Origin of the sequence: Actinoallomurus bryophytorum (assembly GCF_006716425.1) — a bacterium.
Classification (GTDB): domain Bacteria; phylum Actinomycetota; class Actinomycetes; order Streptosporangiales; family Streptosporangiaceae; genus Actinoallomurus; species Actinoallomurus bryophytorum.
The window spans coordinates 7,305,048-7,324,022 of the sequence record NZ_VFOZ01000001.1 but is presented as its reverse complement, the minus strand read 5'-3'; the positions used below and the strand labels follow the sequence as shown (position 1 = coordinate 7,324,022).

Genomic DNA, 18,975 nt, shown 5'->3' with positions numbered 1-18,975 from the left:
CTCGGTGGGGCGAAAGACTGATGGGGCCAGCTGGGCGGATTGCATCTTATGCTAGTTTTGCGCCTTCGCTTTCGAGCGGTTTCAACCCATTAACCAGCAATGGTGTGGGATGTCAGGAGATGTCAGTTGGAAGACGCTTATGTCGTGGCTGTGGTTGTCACCCACGACCGGCGAGATCTTCTGACCGAGGCACTGACAGCCCTCCGCACTCAGGCCCGTACGCCGGACGCGACGGTCGTCGTGGACAACGCCTCGTCGGACGGCACGGCTCGGCTCGTTCGGTCGCGCTTTCCCGAGATCGAACTCCTCGCACTGCCGCACAACACCGGTGGCGCCGGCGGCTTCGCGACCGGGATCGCCCGTGCCCTGGACCTCGGCGCGACGGCGCTCTGGCTGATGGACGACGACACGCTCCCCTCGCCGTCCGCTCTGGCGGAGCTGCTGGCCACCTTCGGCCGTCACCGTCCCGCGCTCGCCGCCAGCCGGGTCGTCTGGACCGACGGCGGCGACCATCCGATGAACACTCCGCGGGCCCTCCGCTCCGGGGCCCCCGGCCGGATCCGGTCCGCGTCCTTCGTGTCCGTGCTGCTGGACGCGGGCGCCGTACGGGAGTGCGGGCTGCCGATCGCCGACTACTTCCTGTGGAACGACGACTTCGAGTACACACTGCGGTTGCTGCGCGGGCGCCTCGGACTGCTGTGCCCTTCGAGCGTCGTCGTGCACCGGACCGCGTCGCCGGTGTTCGACCCCGGCGCGCGGTTCTTCTACGAGGTGCGGAACAAGACCTGGCTGTTCACCCGCAGCCGCTGCCTGGCTCCGGGCGAGCGGCTGCTGTACGCGGGGTCGACGCTGCGGCGCTGGGCCCGGAGCCTCGCGGGCTCCTCCGACCGGGCGCGCCTCTTGCGAGAGCTTTTCCGTGGGCTGTGGGCGGGAGTGCGCGCCGGACCCCGGCCCAACGAGGCGGTACTCGCCGGCCGGCCGTCGCCTGGCGGGTGAGCTTGTGCCGGGTTCCCGCCGAGGTCTCCTCGTGAGCCTCGGCGGGCGTTGGCATCGGCTACGGCCTGCCTCGAAGCCCTCGGTCTGGGCCCCGCCCCGTCTGGGCCCCGCCCCGTCTGGGCCCCGCCCCGTCTGGGCCCCGCCCCGTCTGGAGCCCACCCGTCTGGAGCCCACCCGTCTGGAGCCCACCCGTCTGGAGCCCACCCGTCTGGAGCCCACCCGTCTGGAGCCCACCCACCTGGAGCCCACCCACCTGGAGCCCACCCACCTGGAGCCCACCCACCTGGAGCCCACCCACCTGGAGCCCACCCACCTGGAGCCCACCCGCCCGGGGGTGCCATCCCACTCTCATTGTCCAGCCAGAACAGCCGCGGGCGGAAGTAGAGCGGGGTTCTGTGGATAACACCGTGGGGCGCCGCCCAGGCGGCGCCCCACGGCAACAGCATGACTTTGAGACAGCCCCCCTAGCAGGGGATCTGGTCGGCCTTGATCTCGCCGTTGACCTTGGGGATCACCGGGGTGACCTGCACGCCTGCCGGTGCGACGACCAGCGAGACGGTGCCCGGGGGCACGGTCTGGTCCGCGACGATGCGTACGCCGGGGACGGCGACTCCGAGGGCGTCGGCCTGACGCTCGGCACCCGGGCCGTACAGGATCTTGGTCTCGGTCTGTACGGGGCCCTTGGCCGAGGTGACCTTGAAGTGCCGGTCCTTGAGCGCCTTGACCGCCTTCTTGGGCGCGTTCACGACGCGGACCTTCACCTCCTGCGGCTTGGGCTGTTCGACCTGCGGCGGTGCCGGCTTCGGCGCGGGTAGCGCGTCGTCGCTGCGGATCGCCTCGAACAGCGGCTTGGCCTGTGCCATGTCCCACTGCACCCGGTTGGGGTCCCTCGGGTAGACCTGCGTCGGCACAGTGACGAAGCGGACCGTGCCCGCGCTGATCCCCTTCAGGCTCGTGGCCAGCTTCCTCATCGCGGACAGGCTGAGCTTGTCGTCGGTGGCGATGGACTTGGTGACCGCGTCCAGGAACTTGTACACGCGCGCCGGGTCGGTGAGCATGCTGCTGCTCGTGGCCTTGTTGACCACCGAGGCCATGAACTTCTGCTGCCGCTGGATGCGCTCCAGGTCCGAGCCGTCGCCCAGGCCGTACCGGGTACGCACGTAGCCCAGCGCGGCGTTGCCCCTGACCACCTGGCGGCCCGCCCTGAGGCTCAGGTTGGCCCGGGGGTCGTTGACGGCGTGCGGGACGCAGATCTCGACTCCGCCCAGCGCGTCGACGACCCGTTTGAAGCCGGTGAAGTCGATCTTCACGTAGTGGTCGATGTGGATATCGGTGGTGGACTCGATCGTCTTCCACGTACATGACGCGCCGGCGTACGCGAAGGCGGCGTTGATCATGCCGAAGAAGGCCGGGACCTTCTGGCCGTTCTTCTTCTCGCACTGCGGCACCTGGACCATGGAGTCGCGCGGGAAGCTGATCGCCACGGCGCGGTCCCGGTTCGGCGACAGGTGCAGCAGGATCGTCGTGTCGGAGCGCTCACCGCTGATGTCCGGGGACCAGTAGTCGTGGTTCGCCCCGTCCCGGGAGTCGGAGCCGAGCAGGAGGATGTTCATCGACTTGTTGAGCTTGGCCGGACGGTCCGGGCCGAGCTGGTCCTCGACGTGCTCCTTGTGGATGTTGCCCTGAAGCCGCTCGTACATGAACACGACCGTGCTCCCGGCCGCCAGCACCAGGACCGCGACGATGGCGGCCGCCCAGCGCAGCCCCCGCCTCCGCCGCCGCCGCACGGGCATGGCCGGCTCGGCTGGTACGGCGGGCTCTTTCGGCTCAGCGGAGTCGGAAGGCTCGGCGGACTCGGAAGGCTCGGCCGATGCGGCCGCCACGACAGGCTCGGCGTCGGCGTCGGCGTCGGCGTCGGCGTCGGCGTCGGCGTCGGCGTCGGCGGGGCCAGGCTCGGGCGCCTCGGCAGGGGTGGACCCGTCGCCGGCCACATCCGTTCCGTCGGACCGTACGTCACCGGCCCGCGCCTTCGACTCGTCTGCGGCCCCGGCGCCCGGTACAACCCCAGACGCGCCGTCCGGCCTGGGGCCCGACTCGGCGTCCGGCACCGCCTCGGGCTCCATTCCGGACCCCGACCCGCCCTTGGACCCGCTGCCCGCTCCAGCCCCGGACTCAACGCCCGACACGGCCCCGGGCTCCATCCCAGACCCCGACCCGCCCTTGGCTCCGCCATCCGGCTCAGCTCCGGACTTGGCGTCCGACACGGCCCCGGACCCAGCGTCCGGCCCAGCCCCGGACTCGGCCTCCGGCTCCACCCCAGACCCCGACCCGCCCTTGACCCCGCCATCCGGCTCAACTCCGGACCCGGCATCCGGCACGGCCTCCGGCTCGGTGCCGGATTCCGCGTGCCCGGCACCGTCGGCCTCGTCGGCCGCCTTCCGGTCCTCGCCGCCCACGTCCTTCGCCGCGTCGTCGGCGTCGCTGTCGGCCATCACACCTCATCGCTCGCTCGCAGGCCGTGGCCGTACGAAAAGTTTCGCTCTCCCCTAGGACGCCGGACAATCGCGACTCGTTGTCCATAAGCCCTGGATCGCCCTGCCCGCAGACATTAACGGCCTAGTTAGCGAAGCGTAGAATTTAACAGGCCAAGGCACCCGCGGGCGGGGGCCTGCCACCGCCCCGGGCTCCGACGAAGACCCCCAAAACTGGAGGGACCAGTCGTGGCGGACACCAACCGAGGCGTCGTGTACCAGGGATCCGGCACTGTCACTGTCGAGGATCTGGACTATCCGGAACTGACGCTGCACGAACAGAACGGACGCAGACTCCAGCACGGAGCGATCCTGAAAGTCCTCGCCACCAACATCTGCGGCTCCGACCAGCACATGGTGCGCGGCCGTACGACCGCCCCCGTGGGCCAGACACTCGGCCACGAGATCACCGGCGAGGTGATCGAGCTCGGCTCGGACGTGGAGTTCATCAAGAAGGGCGACCTGGTCAGCGTCCCCTTCAATATCGCGTGCGGTCGTTGCCGCAACTGCAAGGAACGCAACACGGGCGTGTGCGAGAACGTCAACCCGGCACGCGCCGGCGCGGCGTACGGCTACGTCGACATGGGCGGCTGGCGTGGCGGTCAGGCCCGTTACGTCACGGTCCCGTACGCCGACTTCAACCTTCTCAAGATCCCGGCCGATCGCGACACGGTGATGGCCAAGCTGACCGACCTGGCGATGCTGTCCGACATCTTCCCGACCGGGTACCACGGCGCGTACACCGCCGGGGTCACCACCGGCTCGACCGTGTACGTCGCGGGCGCCGGGCCGGTCGGCCTGGCGTGCGCCACGGCGTGCCTGCTGCTCGGCGCGGCCGTCGTCATCGTCGGCGACATGGTCGACTCGCGGCTCGAGCAGGCGAGGAGCTTCGGCTGCGAGACCATCGACCTGTCCGCGCACGGCGACCTCCCCGAGCAGATCGAGCAGGTCCTCGGCGTACCCGAGGTGGACGCCGCCGTCGACTGCGTCGGCTTCGAGGCCCGCGGCCACGGCAAGGACGCCGGCGAGCAGCCGGCCACCGTGCTCAACTCAGTCATGGAGATCACCAGGGCGGCCGGCGGCATCGGCATCCCCGGTCTCTACGTCACCGGCGACCCTGGCGGTGTCGACGAGAACGCCCAGGTCGGGCAGCTCGGGATACGGATCGGGCTCGGCTGGGCCAAGTCGCACGTCTTCACCACCGGCCAGTGCCCCGTCATGCGTTACAACCGGCAGCTGATGATGGCGATCCTGCACGACCGCGTACAGATCGCCCGCAACGTCAACGCCACGGTCATCCCGCTGGACGACGCTCCGGCCGGGTACCGGGAGTTCGACCAGGGCGCGGCGCGCAAGTACGTGCTGGACCCGCACGGGCTGGTGAACGCCTGAGGTTTTCCACAGCGAGCGCGGGGTGGTGGCCGTCGCCGCCCCGCGCCCGGTACGTTCGGGCCACTGCCCGCGGGGACGCCCCCCGCGTACGGGCCGGTGGGAGGACCTATGTCCCTGCTCGCTCAACTGACCGCCGCGATCGGCGACGGCTCGATCGAGGTCGTCGACCTGACCGCTCCGCTCTCGGAGACGACGCCGATCCTGAAGCTGCCCGAGCCGTTCGGCAACACGGTCAACTTCTCGTTGCGGGAGATCAGCCGTTACGACGACCGGGGACCGGCCTGGTACTGGAACGACATCGTGACCGGTGAGCACACCGGCACCCATTTCGACGCCCCCGTGCACTGGATCACCGGCCGCGACGGCGAGGACGTCTCCCAGGTCGCGCCCCGGCGGCTCGTCGCCCCCGCGGTGGTGCTCGACGTGGCGGACCGGGTCGCGGGCGACCCCGACTTCCTGCTCCAGATCGACGACGTACGCGCGTGGGCCGAGACCAACGGCCCGCTTCCCGACGGTGGCTGGCTGCTCTACCGGACCGGCTGGGACACGCGCTCGAGTGACCAGGAGGAGTTCCTCAACGCCGACGAGACCGGTTCGCACACGCCGGGCATCTCCGCCGAGTGCGCGCGCTGGCTGGCCGAGGAGACACCGATCATCGGCCTCGGCGTGGAAACCGTCGGTACGGACGCGGGCGGCGCCCCGGGGCTGGACCCGCCGTTCCCGTGCCACTCCTTCCTGCTCGGCGCGGGCAAGTACGGGCTGACGCAGTTGCGCAACCTCGACCGGCTGCCCGTACGCGGTGCCGCGGTGATCGCCTCGCCGCTGCCGATCGTCGGCGGCTCGGGCAGCCCGGCACGCGTCCTCGCCCTGGTCGAGCATTGATCGTCGCGGAGGCCGTGGGCCAGGCGCTCGCGCGGCTCGGCGTCCGCACCGTCTTCGGCGTCGTGGGCAGCGGCAACTTCCACGTCACCAACGCGCTGGTCGCGGGCGGCGCCCGGTTCGTCGCGGCCCGGCACGAGGCCGGTGCCGCGACGATGGCCGACGCGTTCGCCCGGTCGGGCGGCGGCGTGGGCGTGCTGTCCGTGCACCAGGGGCCTGGCCTGACCAACGCGCTCACCGGGATCACCGAGGCGGCCAAGAGCCGCACGCCGCTGCTCGTGCTGGCCGCCGAGACCGCCGGGGCGGCGGTGCGGTCCAACTTCCGCGTCGACCAGGCGGCGCTGGCCACCGCCGTCGGTGCGGTGCCGGAGCGGCTCCACTCCCCCGCGTCCGCGATGGCCGACCTGGCACGCGCGTGGCGCACGGCGGTCATCGAGCGCCGCACCGTCGTGCTCGGCCTGCCGCTCGACGTCCAGGCCGCCGAGCACACCGGGCCCTCCGAGGTGGCACCGCCACCGGAGCCACCCGCGCCGGTGCCGCCGCCGGAGGCCCTCGCCCGGCTCGCCGACGTGCTGGCCGGCGCCCGGCGGCCGGTGTTCCTGGCCGGCCGCGGCGCGCGGGCGGCCGGCGTTCCCCTGCGGGCGCTGGCCGAACGCACCGGTGCACTGCTCGCGACGTCGGCGGTGGCACGTGGGCTGTTCCGCGGTGAGGCGTTCGACCTGGACGTCAGCGGCGGCTTCGCCTCACCGGTGACGGCCGAGCTGGTCCGCGGCGCCGACCTGCTCGTCGGGTGGGGCTGCTCGCTCAACATGTGGACGCTCCGCCACGGCTCGCTGGTCGGCGAGGGCACGACGGTCGTCCAGATCGACCTGGACACCGGCGCGCTGGGCGCCAACCGCCGGATCGACCTCGGCCTGGTGGGCGACGTCGCGGGGACCGCGCTGGCCGTCGAGGCGGAGCTGGCCCGTCGCGGCCACTCGTCCCCTGGCGCCCGCTCCCCCGAACTGGCGGCGCGACTCGCCCGCGAGGTGCGCTGGCGCGACGTTCCGTTCGAGGACGACTCGGACGATGCGACGATCGATCCGCGGACGCTGTCGATCGCCCTGGACGACCTGCTGCCGGCGCCGCGCACGGTCGCCGTCGACTCCGGCAACTTCATGGGCTATCCGGCGATGTACCTCGAGGTGCCCGAAGGCGGCCTGGTGTTCACGCAGGCATACCAGTCGATCGGACTGGGCCTGGCCACCGCCATCGGGGCAGCGGTCGCCCGCCCCGACCGGCTGACGGTGGCCGCGCTGGGCGACGGCGGCGCACTGATGGGCATCGCCGAGCTGGAGACCGCCGTGCGCCTGCGGCTGGGCCTGCTCATCGTGGTCTACGACGACGAGGCGTACGGCGCGGAGGTCCACCACTTCGGCCCGGACGGGCATCCGCTCGACACCGTCCGGTTCCCGCCGGCCGACATCGCGGAGATCGGCCGGGGGTTCGGATGCTCGGCGATCACCGTACGCCGCCGGGAGGATCTGGCCCCGGTCTCGGACTGGCTGACCGGCCCGCGCGACCGGCCCCTGGTCGTACACGCCAAGGTGACGACCGGGCGCCCGTCATGGTGGCTGGAGGAGGCGTTCCGCGGACACTGAACCCGCCGTTCCCCCGCTTCTGCGCGGCCAGGCACCTTGACGCCCCGCCGTGAGGCCAGGCACCTTGGCCCCCGCCGTGCGGTCGAGCGCCTTCGTGGCTAGCCGTAGGGTCAGGAGCGTTCGCGCCCCCGTGCGGCCAGGCGCCTTCGCATCCTCCCGTGCAGTCAGGGTCCTTCGCGCTCCGCCGGGCGGTCAAGCACCTCCGCTCCCCACCGTGCGGCCAGGCGCCTTCGCAGCCTCCCGTGCAGTCAAGCGCCTCCGCGCCCCGCCATGCGATAAGACCTCTTCGTGCCTCACCGTGGGGTCAGGCGCGTTCGCGACCGCCATGCGGCCAGGTGCCTTCGCGCCCCACCGTAGGGTCAAGCACCTCCGCACCCCACCGTGCGGCCAGGCGCCTTCGCACCCCCCGTGCAGTCAGGCGCCTTCGCGTCCCGCCGTGCGGTCAGGCCCTTCGCGCCCCGCCGTGGGGTCAGGCGCGTTCGCGGCGGGGGGTCAGGCCGGGCTGGAGGTGCAGCAGCGGGGCGCCGGACGTCTCCTGTGCGGTCTCGTGTCTGGGGAACATGACGAGGGCCAAGAGGGCCAGGCCGAACCCGCCGAGCCGCAGGACGAGCATCAGGCGGTCGGTGGGCCAGGGCTCCTTGAAGAGCAGCGGTCCGAACACCGCGAGCTCGGTCTTTGCCGCCACCGTCAGGACCGTCGCCACGATCGAGATTCGGCAGCGCTGCAGTCCGATCTGCAGCTGGGCCAGGCCGAACACCGCTATCCCGATCGCCACATAGGGGTAGGGACTGTGCGCGGCGGCGGCGAAGCCGTCGTTGCTGTAGATGGTCGCGACGCCCTTGATGGAGAGCTCGGAGATACCAAGGCTGACACCCGTACCGAACCCGTACGCGACCCCGGCCAGCGGCCGAGCGTGACGTCCGAACGCGCGGACGTCCCCACCGACCAGGACGACCACGGTGATCACCACACCGGGGATCACGACCGCGGCCAGCATGACGGGGCCGGCGACATAGTCGGTCATCACCTGGCGGTCGCCGTTGGAGATCCCGATGAACGTGGTCGCCAGCCCGAAAAGGCCGGTGCTGAGCCACTCTCTGGCGGTGAGCCGTTCCCGGAAGAAGACGCCCGCGTAGAAGAGGATGAACGCGAGGCTGGCGACGAAGATCGGTATGGCGAGGCTGAGCGGCAGCATCGTCAACGCCTCGGCCTGGATGACCACGCCGGACAGCACGATGACCACACCGGTGAGCCACAGCCAGTTGGTGTAGGTGTATCTGACGAGCTGGAGCGGGCGAGTGCCGCGGAGTACGGGCATCCGGGTCGCCGAAACCCGGAAGACGATGAAGCCCAAGTAGTAGATGATGGTCGCCATCGCTGCCAGGATGGCTCCCCTGACATCAGACGTGCCCATGCACCGAGCCTTCCGTGCGGCGTCGCTTCGACAACGGGTGTCCCTCGTCTCCAAATGGCCCCGGCCGTTGCGGATTCGGTCGGGTGCAGATAGTCATATTCGCGTATACAAACGACCATGTCCCGCCATTCGGCGGACGAGTCGAGGCGATCTTGACACCCGGCAACCTGGGATACCGCTCGGTATAGCGCCTGTCCTGCGCTTACTCCTCCGTGGAGGGGTCGCCACATCCGGCGAATGATTTCCGCCCAGATCGTGCCAGACGCGACCGAATCTGATTCAGTTCCAGGTCAGAGCGGCGCGGTCCCTCCAGTAATCGTCCGGGGAGGCCGCCAAACGCACTAGTTCGTCCCGTTCGTGCCCGTCTAGGGTGAGTGTCCCCGCCTGGAGGTTGCTGTCCAGTTGCGCGACGCTGACCGCCCCTGACAGAACGGTGTCCGCCCAGGGCTGGGCGAGCGCCGCGGCGAGCGCGACCGTGTCCGCTCCGGCGCCGTACCGCTCCGCCGCCCGCCGCAACGGCTCCGGCGGGTCGGCCGCCAGCCGCCCGTTCGCGAGCGCCTCCTTGACGAGAACATGCACACCGTCATCGTGGGCCTCGGCGAGGGCGGTGGCGACGGAGGGTTCCAGGAGGTTCCAGGTCGACTGGACGGTCGTGAACAGCCGCCGCCCGCCGGCCTCCAGCTCCAGCGCCCGCCGTACGGTGTCGGCCTGGGCGGGCCCGGAGGTGGAGAACCCGACCCGTACACCGTCATCGGCCAGCGCCGCGATGGCGTCCTGCAGCGCCGCGTCGCCGAACAACGGGCTGTCGGGAGTGAGCGAGTGCACCTGGTAGACGTCGAGGTGCGCGCCGAGCAGCCCGCGGGTCTCGGCGAGCTGCGCCGTGAACCGCGCGAGTGAGTGCTCCTTGACCTCGTGCACGTCGGCGTCGACCCGCCAGCCACCGACGTAGGCGTACCCCCACTTGCTGGAGACGGTGATGCCGGAGGGACGGCGCTTTTCCAGCCATCCGGCGAGGAACTCCTCCGACCGCCCGTACGAACGCGCCGCGTCCACCCACCGAACCCCGGCGGCGTACGCGGCGTCCAGCACGCGCCAGGTCGCCGCCCGCATCGCCTCGACCGTCCGCTCGGCCGGCAACTCACCGTTCCGCCCCAGGTTGATGTACGCGGGCCGCCCGAGCGCCGCCAGCCCCAGCCCCATCCGCCGCATGACCGTCATCCCCCAACGCTCCCACGCCCTCCGCCCGCCACCGCCGCCCGGCCCGGAGGAGGAGGCGTGGGGGACGAAGGCGCCAAAGCAGGCGAACGCGCCGAGGCTCCAGACGCTCGGTGCAGGTCGACGCTTCGTACGGGACGACTCCTTCAGCGCGGCGCATCCGGCCAGTGCCACGCCGCCGGGGCAAACGCGACATGCGGGCCTGCGACACGACGGGCACCTGAGTGCCATGCGGCCCGGGTGCACAGCCCCCGCCCCCACATGGCCCGGGTGCACAGCCCCCGCCCCCACATGGCCCGGGTGCACAGCCCCCGCCCCCACATGGCCCGGGTGCACAGCCCCCGCCCCCACATGGCCCGGGTGCACAGCCCCCGCCCCCACATGGCCCGGGTGCACAGCCCCCGCCCCCACATGGCCCGGGTGCACAGCCCCCGCCCCCACACATGGCCCGGGTGCACGGTCACCGGTCTTCGCCGCCTGCCACTGCGCGCCGGATCCGCCCCTGTCTCGCCGATGAGCCTGCCGGCGGCGAGAGGGTTGCCCTCCGGTACTTCTCTGGGGCCTACGCCTGATTTCACTCTGGAGATCGAGCGGCTGCCGCCGGTCCACCGCACCAGCCGGCTCTCGCTCGGTCCGTCCGGTCCGGCCACGACGCGGTCGGTGGCGGGCGCAGAGCCGGGTCACGGGCGTACGAGACCGGGATGTGGCAGGCGCAACATCCAGGCGCCCGCCTTTACGTTGTAAGTTCGCCCCTTGATCGGCGGCCAGGCCGGTCAGCAGGCCGGCAGGGAAGGCGGGTTGATGGCGCAGACGAGGTCGGGGGCCTTGGCTGCGAGGGGGTGGAACGGACCGTTGCGCAGGCGCAGCAGGGCCGCGGCTCGCGTGCGGGTTCGAAGCGTGGCGGTCGAGGATCTCCCCCGGCGGCGGGTGAGGGCGCGTTCGGCGCCGGACGGCCGGGCCGGGGGCGGTCGCGTTCGTCCTCCCCCAGGGGGTGGGGCGGCCGACGGCGCCGCACGGCGGCCAACCGGCGATCACCGCCCTAGGAGGGTCCCCGAGCTGCTCAATGCAACCGAGCTGCTCAATGCACCCGCCGACGCCCGTGTCCGTCATCCGGACTTGTGCGGGCACTCCAGCGCCCGCCGCCCGCCGCCCAGCACCTGGCACCCGCCGCCCGCCGCCCGCCGCCCGGCATCTGGCACCCGGCACCCGGCACCCGGCACCCGGCACCCGGCCAGGGACCCTACATCTGCGAACGTTCCCATGCTGCGCATGGGAATCGCCAAGGCGACGGTGTTCCTCGCGTTCGACGCCACCTGTACCACCGGCGCTGAACTCGCCGTGGACGGTGATGGCACGCAGATCTGGCGTCCTGGCGTCCCGGCGTCCCGGCGTCCCGGCGTCCTGGCGTCCTGGCGTCCTGGCGTCCTGGCGTCCTGGCGTCCTGGCGTCCTGGCGTCCTGGCGTCCTGGCGTCCTGGCGTCCTGGCGTCCTGGCGTCGGCGAGCGTCCTCGCCGCTGAGGGATTGCAGTAGCGCCCGCCGGAAATCGGACGGGAATACCAGGCGACCAAGACATAGAGGGCACCGCGACCCCCAAGCCCGAAGGGTCATCGCCGCGTCCGGGTGGGGCTTCCTGGGCCAATCGGGTGGGTGGCGTTACCCGGCTGCCCGGTTTCGGTAACACTGGTGTCCCTGATGTACCGGGACGGGGAGGGTTGTCAGTGGCCGGGAGGACGCGAACCGGGGGGCTCCGGGCCTGGCTCGATGGTCCGGACGGCGCCCCCCTTGCCGTGCTCGAGCGCCGTACGCGGTGGTTGCTCATCTTCGCGGTGGGTGGCGCCAATCTCAGTGGTGCCCTGTTCGTCCTGCTGTTCTCCACCTTCGTGATGCCCGACCCGCCCGGACTGTCCAACCCGGACAAGATCCGGCTGATCAACCTCGTGGTCTTCTCCGCCTACGTCGTCTTCGGGGCGCCGATCGGGGTCGCCTGGGGGATGCGGCTGTTCCGGCCGGTGCGGAGCTTCGCCGGGCACGAACACGACCCCAGCGAGGCCGAGCGCCGGGCGGTTCTGCGCGGGCCGTTGCGGCTCATGGCCATGCAGGCGACACTCTGGGGTTTCGGCGCCGTCGTCTGGGCCGCCATCGATCTCGCCTTCTCACCCTTGCTCGCGCTCAAGGTGAGCATGATCACGCTGCTCGGTGCGATCACCACCTGCGCGGTCGTCTATCTGCTCACCGAGCGGCTGCTGCGGCCGATCGCGGCGGTGGTGATGGCGGCGCGGGCGGCCACGCACGACGGGTGGTTCGGCATCACGCCGCGGACCATGCTCGCCTGGGCGCTGGGTACCGCCGTGCCGCTGCTCGGCCTGGTCATCACCGCGATCGCCGCGCTCGTGGTCACCGGCATGTCGCTCACCCAGCTCGCGGTCACGATTCTGGTGCTCGGCGGGGTCGCCCTGCTGGTGGGGTTCCAGATCACCTACATCGCCGCGCGGGCGGTCGCCGATCCCGTGCGGTCGGTACGCGAGGGGCTCGCCCGGATCGAACGCGGTGACCTCGGCGCGGCGATACCCGTCTACGACGCGAGCGAGCTGGGCGGGCTCCAGGCCGGGTTCAACCACATGGTGGACGGCCTGCGCGAGAACGAGCGCGTACGTGACCTGTTCGGCCGGCACGTCGGTGAGGACGTCGCCCGGCACGCGCTGGAGCACGGCGTCGCGCTCGGTGGCGGCGAGGTCTGCGACGCCGCCGTGATCTTCGCCGATCTCCAGGGTTCGACCCGGCTGGCCGCGACCCGGCCGCCCGGTGAGGTCGTCGCCCTCCTCAACGCGTACTTCGGCATCGTGGTCGACGTCGTGTCGGCGCACGGCGGTCTGATCAACAAGTTCCAGGGCGACGCGGCTTTGGCGATCTTCGGTGCGCCGCAGCCGCTGGAGGACCCAGCCGGGCAGGCCCTCGCCGCCGCGCGCAAGCTCTCCCGGCGGCTGCAGGCCGAGCTGCCCCAGCTCCTGGCCGGGATCGGGGTCTCGTCGGGCCAGGTGGTCGCCGGCCACATCGGCGCGGAGGAGCGGCTGGAGTACACCGTCATCGGCGACCCGGTCAACGAGGCGGCACGGCTGAGCGACATCGCCAAGTCGACCAACGAACGCCTCCTGGCCTCCGCCACGGTCGTCGCCGCCGCGCAGCCGGCCGAGGCCGCGCACTGGCGCCTCGGCAACACGGTGACTCTCCGCGGCCGCCCCGCGCGTACCCGCCTGGCCACGCCGTTCGGCCCTCCGCCGCCGAGAGGTATCCAGCGCGTCCTCAGGATCATCAACCGCAAGTGACCACCGGCGTATCGGGGTGGGCAAATGACGCGAAAGCCCCTACCTTCTCCGTAGGCGTCGTTCGCGGCCCGTAGGGTCATCCTCCTCGCCGCCCGCCAATGGATACGAATTCAACCAATGCTTGTAACCGGAGTTCTGCGGAGGTTGAGCCGCAATCCGTGTTGAATAGCTCCGCGCTCGCGTACCCGATGAGCGGGGGAAGGACGGTGTGATGGCCGAGGATCACGATGTCGTACGCGCCCGTGCCGATCGGCGGGCCATGCAGGCCTGGGCCTTCGATCGGATCGGCGAGCACTACGACCAGGCGTTCCCGCACAAGGAGGGCCAGGTCGCGGCCGGTTCGTGGCTGATCGAGCGGTTGGCGGCGGGCTCGCGAGTACTCGACGCCGGGTGCGGCACGGGCATGCCGACGGCGCGCCAGTTCGTCGACGCCGGGCACAAGGTGACCGGAGTCGACATCTCCGAGGAGATGCTCCGGCTGGCCCGCCGCGAGGTCCCGGAGGCGGAATTCCACCACGATGACATCGCCGACCTCGATCCGTCTTTAGGGGTTTTTGCGGCAATCGTCGCATTCTTCTCGTTGCTGATGCTGCCCCGGGCGGACATCCCTCCCGTTCTGTCCAAAATCCACGATCTGCTCGAGCCGGATGGGTACTTTCTGCTCAGCATGGTGGAGGCCGATCTCGACGACACTCCCCTCGACTTCCTCGGCAGCCCCGTACGCGTCACCGGCTACGTACGCGATGAGCTGCGGGCGCTCGTGACCGAGGCGGGCTTCGAGATCATCGAGCTACGATCCCTGTCGTACGCGCCGGCCAGCACCGATCTCGCCCCCGAGGTGCAGCTGTTCCTGTTCTGCCGCCGTGACGGTCGTCGGTGAGGTGGCGCGGTCAGGAGCGGGCCGAATCCGCCGAGGTACACGAGCACCTCGCCTTCCTGCACGCCGCGACGGTGCGCATCGGCGGCGATCTCGAGCTCACCCAGGTGGTCAGCGCGCTGTGTGACACGGTCGTGCCACGGATCGCCGACCTCGCCGCGGCGTACCTGTACGAAAAGGTGCTCACGGACGGCGAACCTCCTCAGCTGCCCGGCGCCCCGCGCGACGGCGTCCTCCGCCAGGTAGCGATCGCCGAGGACGTCCGGCCGACCGGCCACCCGCTCACCGGCAAGGTCGCCGTGTGCGATCTGACCGGGCCGTTCGCCATGACGATGGCCACCGGGCAGCTGGTCATGTGGCCGGGCCCGGACCACGAGCGCCACGATCTCGACTGCCTGCTGCCCGCCGATCCGCCCGGCTCGCTCCTGGTGGCGCCGCTGCGGGCGGGTCAGCACATGCTCGGGTTCGCGGTCCTGCTGCGCGGCGCCCAGCGATCCGGCTTCGACGAGATCGACGTGCTGACCGCCACGCTCATGACCGACCAGGCGGCGCTCGGCGCCCACAAGGCGCTGCTCTACCAGCGGGAGGCGCGCGTCGCCGACGCGCTCCAGCGCAGCATGCTGCCCAAGCATCCGCCACAGCTGGCCGGCGTCGAGATCGCGTACCGCTACCTGCCGGGCAACCGTGCCGCCCAGGTCGGGGGTGACTGGTTCGACGCGATCCCGCTGCCCGGCAGCCGCGTCGCGCTCGTGGTGGGCGACGTGATGGGGCACGGCGTGCAGTCCGCCGCGACGATGGGCCAGCTGCGTACGGCGGTGCGTACCCTCGCCGCCCTCGACCCGCCTCCGGACCAGGTCCTGCGCCACCTGGACCGGCTCTTCGAGGACACGGTCGGGCAGTACAGCGAGCAGTACCTCGCGACCTGCGTGTACTGCGTGTACGACCCGGTCGCCCGGCGCTGCTCCATCGCGAACGCCGGGCATGTTCCGCCCGTGCTCGTCCACCCTGACGGCCGCGCGGAGCTCATCCCGGTCCCGGCCGGGGTCCCGCTCGGCGTCGGCAATGTGTCGTTCCAGACGATCCAGGTCCCGACGCCGGACGGCGGACTGATCGCGCTGTGCACCGACGGCCTGGTCGAGTCGCGCGACCACGACATCACCGAAGGGCTCGACGCCCTGTGCGACAGCCTGACCACGGCCGCCGCCACCCCGGACGACCTGTGCGAGAACGTCCTGCGCGCCCTCCACACCGACGAGCGCGAGGACGACGTCGCCCTCCTCATCGCGCGCTTCGACGGCATCCCGAACGCCAGCGTGGCCCACTGGACCATGCGCCCGCACGCGGAGGCGGCACGCCACGTACGCGGGCTGATCGCCACGACACTCGCCGGCTGGGGCCTGGACGAGGAGATCGACACCGCGTCGCTGCTGGCGACGGAGCTGGTCACCAACGCCATCCGCTACACCACGCGGCCGATCACGATGCGGCTGCTGCGCACGGAGACTCTGCTGTGCGAGGTCACCGACGACGACCACAACCTGCCCGTCCTGCGCGAACCCGGCGACAACGACGAGGGCGGGCGCGGCATCTACCTGGTCAGCCGGCTCTCCCACCGCTGGGGCGCCAGCCACACCGCCTCCGGCAAGGCCGTCTGGTTCGAGCTCGCGCTCTAGCCCTCGTGCTTTGGCCCCGGAGTACGCGCTGTTCACGTCATTGCGGGATGCTGATGTCATGAGCGAGCGTAAGCAGATCGAGTGCTGGTTGACCGACATGGACGGGGTCCTCGTCCATGAGGGCCGGCCGGTGCCCGGAGCCAGGGAGTTCCTGTCCCGGCTGACCGAGGCCGGCCGCCGGTTCCTGGTACTCACGAACAATTCGATCTACACGCCGGGAGACCTGCACGTACGCCTGCGGGCGGCCGGTCTGGACGTGCCCGCCGAGGCGATCTACACCTCCGCCCTGGCCACCGCGCAGTTCCTCAACGACCAGCGCCCGCGCGGCTCGGCGTTCGTCCTGGGCGAGTCCGGCCTGACGACGGCGCTGCACGAGGTGGGGTACGTGCTGACCGACATCGACCCGGACTACGTCGTACTGGGCGAGACCCGTACGTACAGCTTCACGTCGATCACCCGCGCGATCCGCCTGATCGACGGCGGAGCCCGGTTCATCGCGACCAACCCGGACCCGGTGGGCCCGTCGGCCGAGGGATCGCTGCCGGCCACCGGAGCGGTCGCCGCACTGATCACCAAGGCCACCAACGTGACGCCGTACTTCGTCGGCAAGCCGAACCCGCTGATGATGCGCAGCGCACTCAACACCGTCGGCGGCCACAGCGAGACGACCGCGATGATCGGCGACCGGATGGACACCGACGTCGTGTCGGGCATGGAGGCGGGGCTCTACACGATCCTGGTCCTGACCGGCGTGACTCAGCCGAACGACGTCGACCGGTTCCCCTTCAAGCCCTCACGCATCGCCGCCTCGATCGCCGAACTGGTGGACATGGTCGACTGAGTTAGGTGAGGTCGTCCTCATCGACGACGGCCACCTCGACACAGTTACCGCCGTTGGGCGAGCTGCCGCTGGACTTCCGCCAGCCCAGCTCACCCATCGTCTTCTTCAGCGACGGCCACCTCGACACAGTTGCCGCCGTTGTTCGTGCTGCGGCTGGACTTCCGCCAGTTCAAGTTGCCCATTTCCTTGCTGCTTCCCTGATGAGTAGGGCTGATTCGTCTTCCGAGAGCGCCTTGGCACTCAGCTTCTGCCACAGCCTACGGATGACCATGACGTCTTCCGACTTTTCGATTACGTCACCACGTAGGGCGTTGTCCACGTAGGCGACCTCCGCGCCGTCAAAACTCGCTAAGACGATCGCCCCACCTGCAAATCCGGCATGCGCGCCCACGCGGAAGGGGATGACCTGAACGATGATCATCTCCCTCTGCTCGGCCTGATCCGCCACATGCATCAGCTGATCGCACATGATTTGTGGGCTACCTACCGGCCGAGTTATCGCCGCCTCATCGAGGATCGCGTGATAGAGCGGAGGCTCTTCGCGGGCCAGTACGCGTTGTCGCCCTAGCCGGTCATTAACCTTCCCTTCCAAATCGAGTGGAGATTCCTTGCCGAGACGTAGAACCGCGCGCGCATAATCCTCAGTCTGCAGCAAACCGGGCACTACCAGCGGCTCAAATGTCAGTAGCGTCGTTGCCTTCTCCTCCACGGCGAGCCACTTTCCGAGCCATTCGGGGGCTACCTCGTTGCAGGCCAGGTCGTCGAGCACGTGTTGGAGCATCTCGGGCAGGTCCAGGATGGTGATGAGTTTTCCTACACACTGCTCCCCCGGCGCGGTGCGGCCGGACTCCCACCAGCGGACGAGTGACTCCGAGACGGGGAACTTCTTGGCCAGTTCGACGCGGCTCAGGCCTTTCGCCTCGCGCGCGAGGCGGATCTCCTTACCGACGAACTGGCGTGCCGTCATGTGTTCGCCTGCCATGGACCTGTACACCCTCCGTACACGACTCGAATCGGCTCTTGTGCCTGCGTGCTGCGCGCGTTATTCATTCCCAGCGTACTGGGCCGGCGCCAATCTGTAGAGCATGAATCAAGATACCGAAAAGATCATTCAACGAATGGCCGCGACATGTGAGAAAGCCGGCCTGGCCTTCGACGTTCTGGAACCTGCAGGGAAAATCAAGATCAACGCATCCGATGGAAATGAGCGCATGGCCGAGACGGTCACCCTCAGGCCGGACGCGGACGGGGTGCTGATGTGGTGGTGGTCCTGGGAACGGCCGATCTGCCCCGCCGAGCAGATCGATCGTGCCATCGAGCTGATCTCCCGGGTCGTCACGGTCCGGCTGTTCTGATGACGGTGGTTCCGATGACGGCTGTTCTGGTGACGGCTGTTCCGATGACGACTGTCCTGGTGACGACGGCCGCGTTTTCGCCGGACGCGCGGTACACGGGCGTCAGCTGGATCAGGTGACGGCTCCAAGGATGACGGACTCCGCATCCCCGGGGAGGTCCCCCGGGGATGCGGGCCGAAGACCAATCCCCCACGCCCCGGCGAAGGAGTGCGCCATGCGCGTCATGCCGCTCGACACCAGGCTCACGAAGATCGGACTGCCGCCCAGCGTGTACGTCCCGCTCGGTCTCGCTCGCGGGCTGCGGTCGTTCCCGCGGCCCGAGACGTCGGCGGACGTTCTCCGGATCGCCCGTGCGGGCCGCCTGGGCGAGATCAACGGCATCGGCGACACCCGGATCGCGCAGATCGAACAGCGCCTCGCCGCCGTCGGCCATCCCCTCAGCAGCCCGTCCCTGTGAGCGCGATAGGCCGCGACGCCGCCGGCGAGGAACTGCTCAGGCCACGGGAGGTGGCGGACATCTTCGGCGTGCGTACCTCGACCATCGCCCAGTGGGCGCGCGAGGGAAGGCTCACGCCGTTGCGGACTCCCGGCGGTCACCGCCGCTACACCCGTACGGACGTCCAGAACGCGCTGGTGCCGACGCCACCACGCGACCGATCGCCGAAGACACCGCGCGCCCCTACGAACAGGGCTGGAGCATCAGGCGGGTCGCCGAGCGTCTCGGCTACGGCTACGACCTGACGCGCGGCGTCCTCGGCCGGCACGTCACCCTGAGAAGCCGAACCGGGGCACCGCCGGCCCGCCCACCGTGACCGGGGCGCCGCGCCATCGCCTCCAC

General features: G+C 70.5%; 19 protein-coding genes. 13 read left to right on the top strand and 6 right to left on the bottom strand.

The features are described from left to right. Positions 1-144 precede the first annotated feature (144 nt). A complete protein-coding gene (locus FB559_RS33920; protein ID WP_246122292.1) occupies positions 145-996 on the top strand; it encodes a glycosyltransferase in 852 nt (283 codons plus the stop codon). Between the two features lie 464 nt (positions 997-1,460). Here FB559_RS33920 and FB559_RS33910 read toward each other — a convergent pair whose 3' ends face one another. Then, positions 1,461-3,488, bottom strand: coding sequence for an LCP family protein (locus tag FB559_RS33910; RefSeq protein ID WP_141961010.1), 2,028 nt, complete (start codon positions 3,486-3,488; stop codon positions 1,461-1,463). Positions 3,489-3,716: 228 nt separating this feature from the next. On the opposite strand from FB559_RS33910, the gene fdhA reads away from it, so the two are divergent. From fdhA to FB559_RS33895, 3 genes are all read left to right on the top strand, one after another. After that, positions 3,717-4,919, top strand: a complete 1,203-nt coding sequence (gene fdhA / locus FB559_RS33905) for a formaldehyde dehydrogenase, glutathione-independent (RefSeq protein WP_221640319.1) — start codon at positions 3,717-3,719, stop codon at positions 4,917-4,919. Between the two features lie 108 nt (positions 4,920-5,027). Further along, the gene (locus FB559_RS33900) at positions 5,028-5,801 is read left to right on the top strand and encodes a cyclase family protein (RefSeq protein ID WP_141961009.1); all 774 of its coding nucleotides are present in this window, start codon (positions 5,028-5,030) and stop codon (positions 5,799-5,801) included. Continuing rightward, positions 5,798-7,438: a thiamine pyrophosphate-binding protein gene (locus FB559_RS33895; protein ID WP_141961008.1), complete on the top strand. Its 1,641-nt coding sequence runs from the start codon at positions 5,798-5,800 to the stop codon at positions 7,436-7,438. Before FB559_RS33900 ends, FB559_RS33895 begins: the two co-directional genes overlap by 4 nt. A gap of 469 nt (positions 7,439-7,907) precedes the next feature. Here the strand turns inward: FB559_RS33895 and FB559_RS33890 are convergent, their stop codons facing one another. Both FB559_RS33890 and FB559_RS33885 read right to left on the bottom strand, forming a co-directional pair. Continuing rightward, positions 7,908-8,813, bottom strand: coding sequence for a hypothetical protein (locus tag FB559_RS33890; RefSeq protein ID WP_141961007.1), 906 nt, complete (start codon positions 8,811-8,813; stop codon positions 7,908-7,910). A 318-nt stretch (positions 8,814-9,131) separates the two neighbouring features. Next, a complete protein-coding gene (locus FB559_RS33885) occupies positions 9,132-10,070 on the bottom strand; it encodes an aldo/keto reductase (protein ID WP_221640318.1) in 939 nt (312 codons plus the stop codon). Positions 10,071-11,336: 1,266 nt separating this feature from the next. On the opposite strand from FB559_RS33885, the gene FB559_RS44965 reads away from it, so the two are divergent. The 5 genes from FB559_RS44965 (at position 11,337) to FB559_RS33855 (ending at position 16,782) form a co-directional block, all read left to right on the top strand. After that, positions 11,337-11,585, top strand: a complete 249-nt coding sequence (locus FB559_RS44965; protein WP_221640317.1) for a hypothetical protein — start codon at positions 11,337-11,339, stop codon at positions 11,583-11,585. A gap of 201 nt (positions 11,586-11,786) precedes the next feature. After that, positions 11,787-13,391, top strand: a complete 1,605-nt coding sequence (locus tag FB559_RS33870) for an adenylate/guanylate cyclase domain-containing protein (RefSeq protein ID WP_246122290.1) — start codon at positions 11,787-11,789, stop codon at positions 13,389-13,391. A 211-nt stretch (positions 13,392-13,602) separates the two neighbouring features. Then, positions 13,603-14,271: a class I SAM-dependent DNA methyltransferase gene (locus tag FB559_RS33865; protein WP_141961005.1), complete on the top strand. Its 669-nt coding sequence runs from the start codon at positions 13,603-13,605 to the stop codon at positions 14,269-14,271. After that, complete coding sequence (locus tag FB559_RS33860; RefSeq protein WP_141961004.1) at positions 14,268-15,941, top strand: ATP-binding SpoIIE family protein phosphatase; 1,674 nt, start codon at positions 14,268-14,270, stop codon at positions 15,939-15,941. The genes FB559_RS33865 and FB559_RS33860 overlap by 4 nt, the downstream gene beginning before the upstream one ends. A 58-nt stretch (positions 15,942-15,999) precedes the next feature. Then, on the top strand, positions 16,000-16,782 hold the full coding sequence (locus tag FB559_RS33855) for an HAD-IIA family hydrolase (protein ID WP_141961003.1): 783 nt from the start codon (positions 16,000-16,002) through the stop codon (positions 16,780-16,782). A 1-nt stretch (position 16,783) separates the two neighbouring features. On the opposite strand, the gene FB559_RS44960 is transcribed toward FB559_RS33855, so the two are convergent. From FB559_RS44960 to FB559_RS33845, 3 genes are read right to left on the bottom strand one after another with little or no spacing between them, the layout of a single operon-like run. Beyond that, positions 16,784-16,909, bottom strand: coding sequence for a DUF397 domain-containing protein (locus tag FB559_RS44960; protein WP_246122288.1), 126 nt, complete (start codon positions 16,907-16,909; stop codon positions 16,784-16,786). Further along, on the bottom strand, positions 16,872-16,964 hold the full coding sequence (locus tag FB559_RS46920) for a DUF397 domain-containing protein (RefSeq protein WP_221640315.1): 93 nt from the start codon (positions 16,962-16,964) through the stop codon (positions 16,872-16,874). Before FB559_RS46920 ends, FB559_RS44960 begins: the two co-directional genes overlap by 38 nt. Beyond that, a complete protein-coding gene (locus FB559_RS33845; protein ID WP_141961002.1) occupies positions 16,952-17,764 on the bottom strand; it encodes a helix-turn-helix domain-containing protein in 813 nt (270 codons plus the stop codon). Before FB559_RS33845 ends, FB559_RS46920 begins: the two co-directional genes overlap by 13 nt. Before the next feature lie 103 nt (positions 17,765-17,867). On the opposite strand from FB559_RS33845, the gene FB559_RS33840 reads away from it, so the two are divergent. The 4 genes from FB559_RS33840 to FB559_RS46915 all read left to right on the top strand — a co-directional run bounded on the left by FB559_RS33840 (position 17,868) and on the right by FB559_RS46915 (position 18,949). Beyond that, a complete protein-coding gene (locus FB559_RS33840) occupies positions 17,868-18,137 on the top strand; it encodes a hypothetical protein (RefSeq protein ID WP_141961001.1) in 270 nt (89 codons plus the stop codon). Positions 18,138-18,351: 214 nt separating this feature from the next. Beyond that, positions 18,352-18,594: a hypothetical protein gene (locus tag FB559_RS33835; protein ID WP_141961000.1), complete on the top strand. Its 243-nt coding sequence runs from the start codon at positions 18,352-18,354 to the stop codon at positions 18,592-18,594. Continuing rightward, a complete protein-coding gene (locus tag FB559_RS33830) occupies positions 18,591-18,878 on the top strand; it encodes a MerR family transcriptional regulator (protein WP_141960999.1) in 288 nt (95 codons plus the stop codon). The genes FB559_RS33835 and FB559_RS33830 overlap by 4 nt, the downstream gene beginning before the upstream one ends. Further along, on the top strand, positions 18,836-18,949 hold the full coding sequence (locus FB559_RS46915; RefSeq protein ID WP_425455125.1) for a hypothetical protein: 114 nt from the start codon (positions 18,836-18,838) through the stop codon (positions 18,947-18,949). Before FB559_RS33830 ends, FB559_RS46915 begins: the two co-directional genes overlap by 43 nt. Positions 18,950-18,975 lie beyond the last annotated feature (26 nt).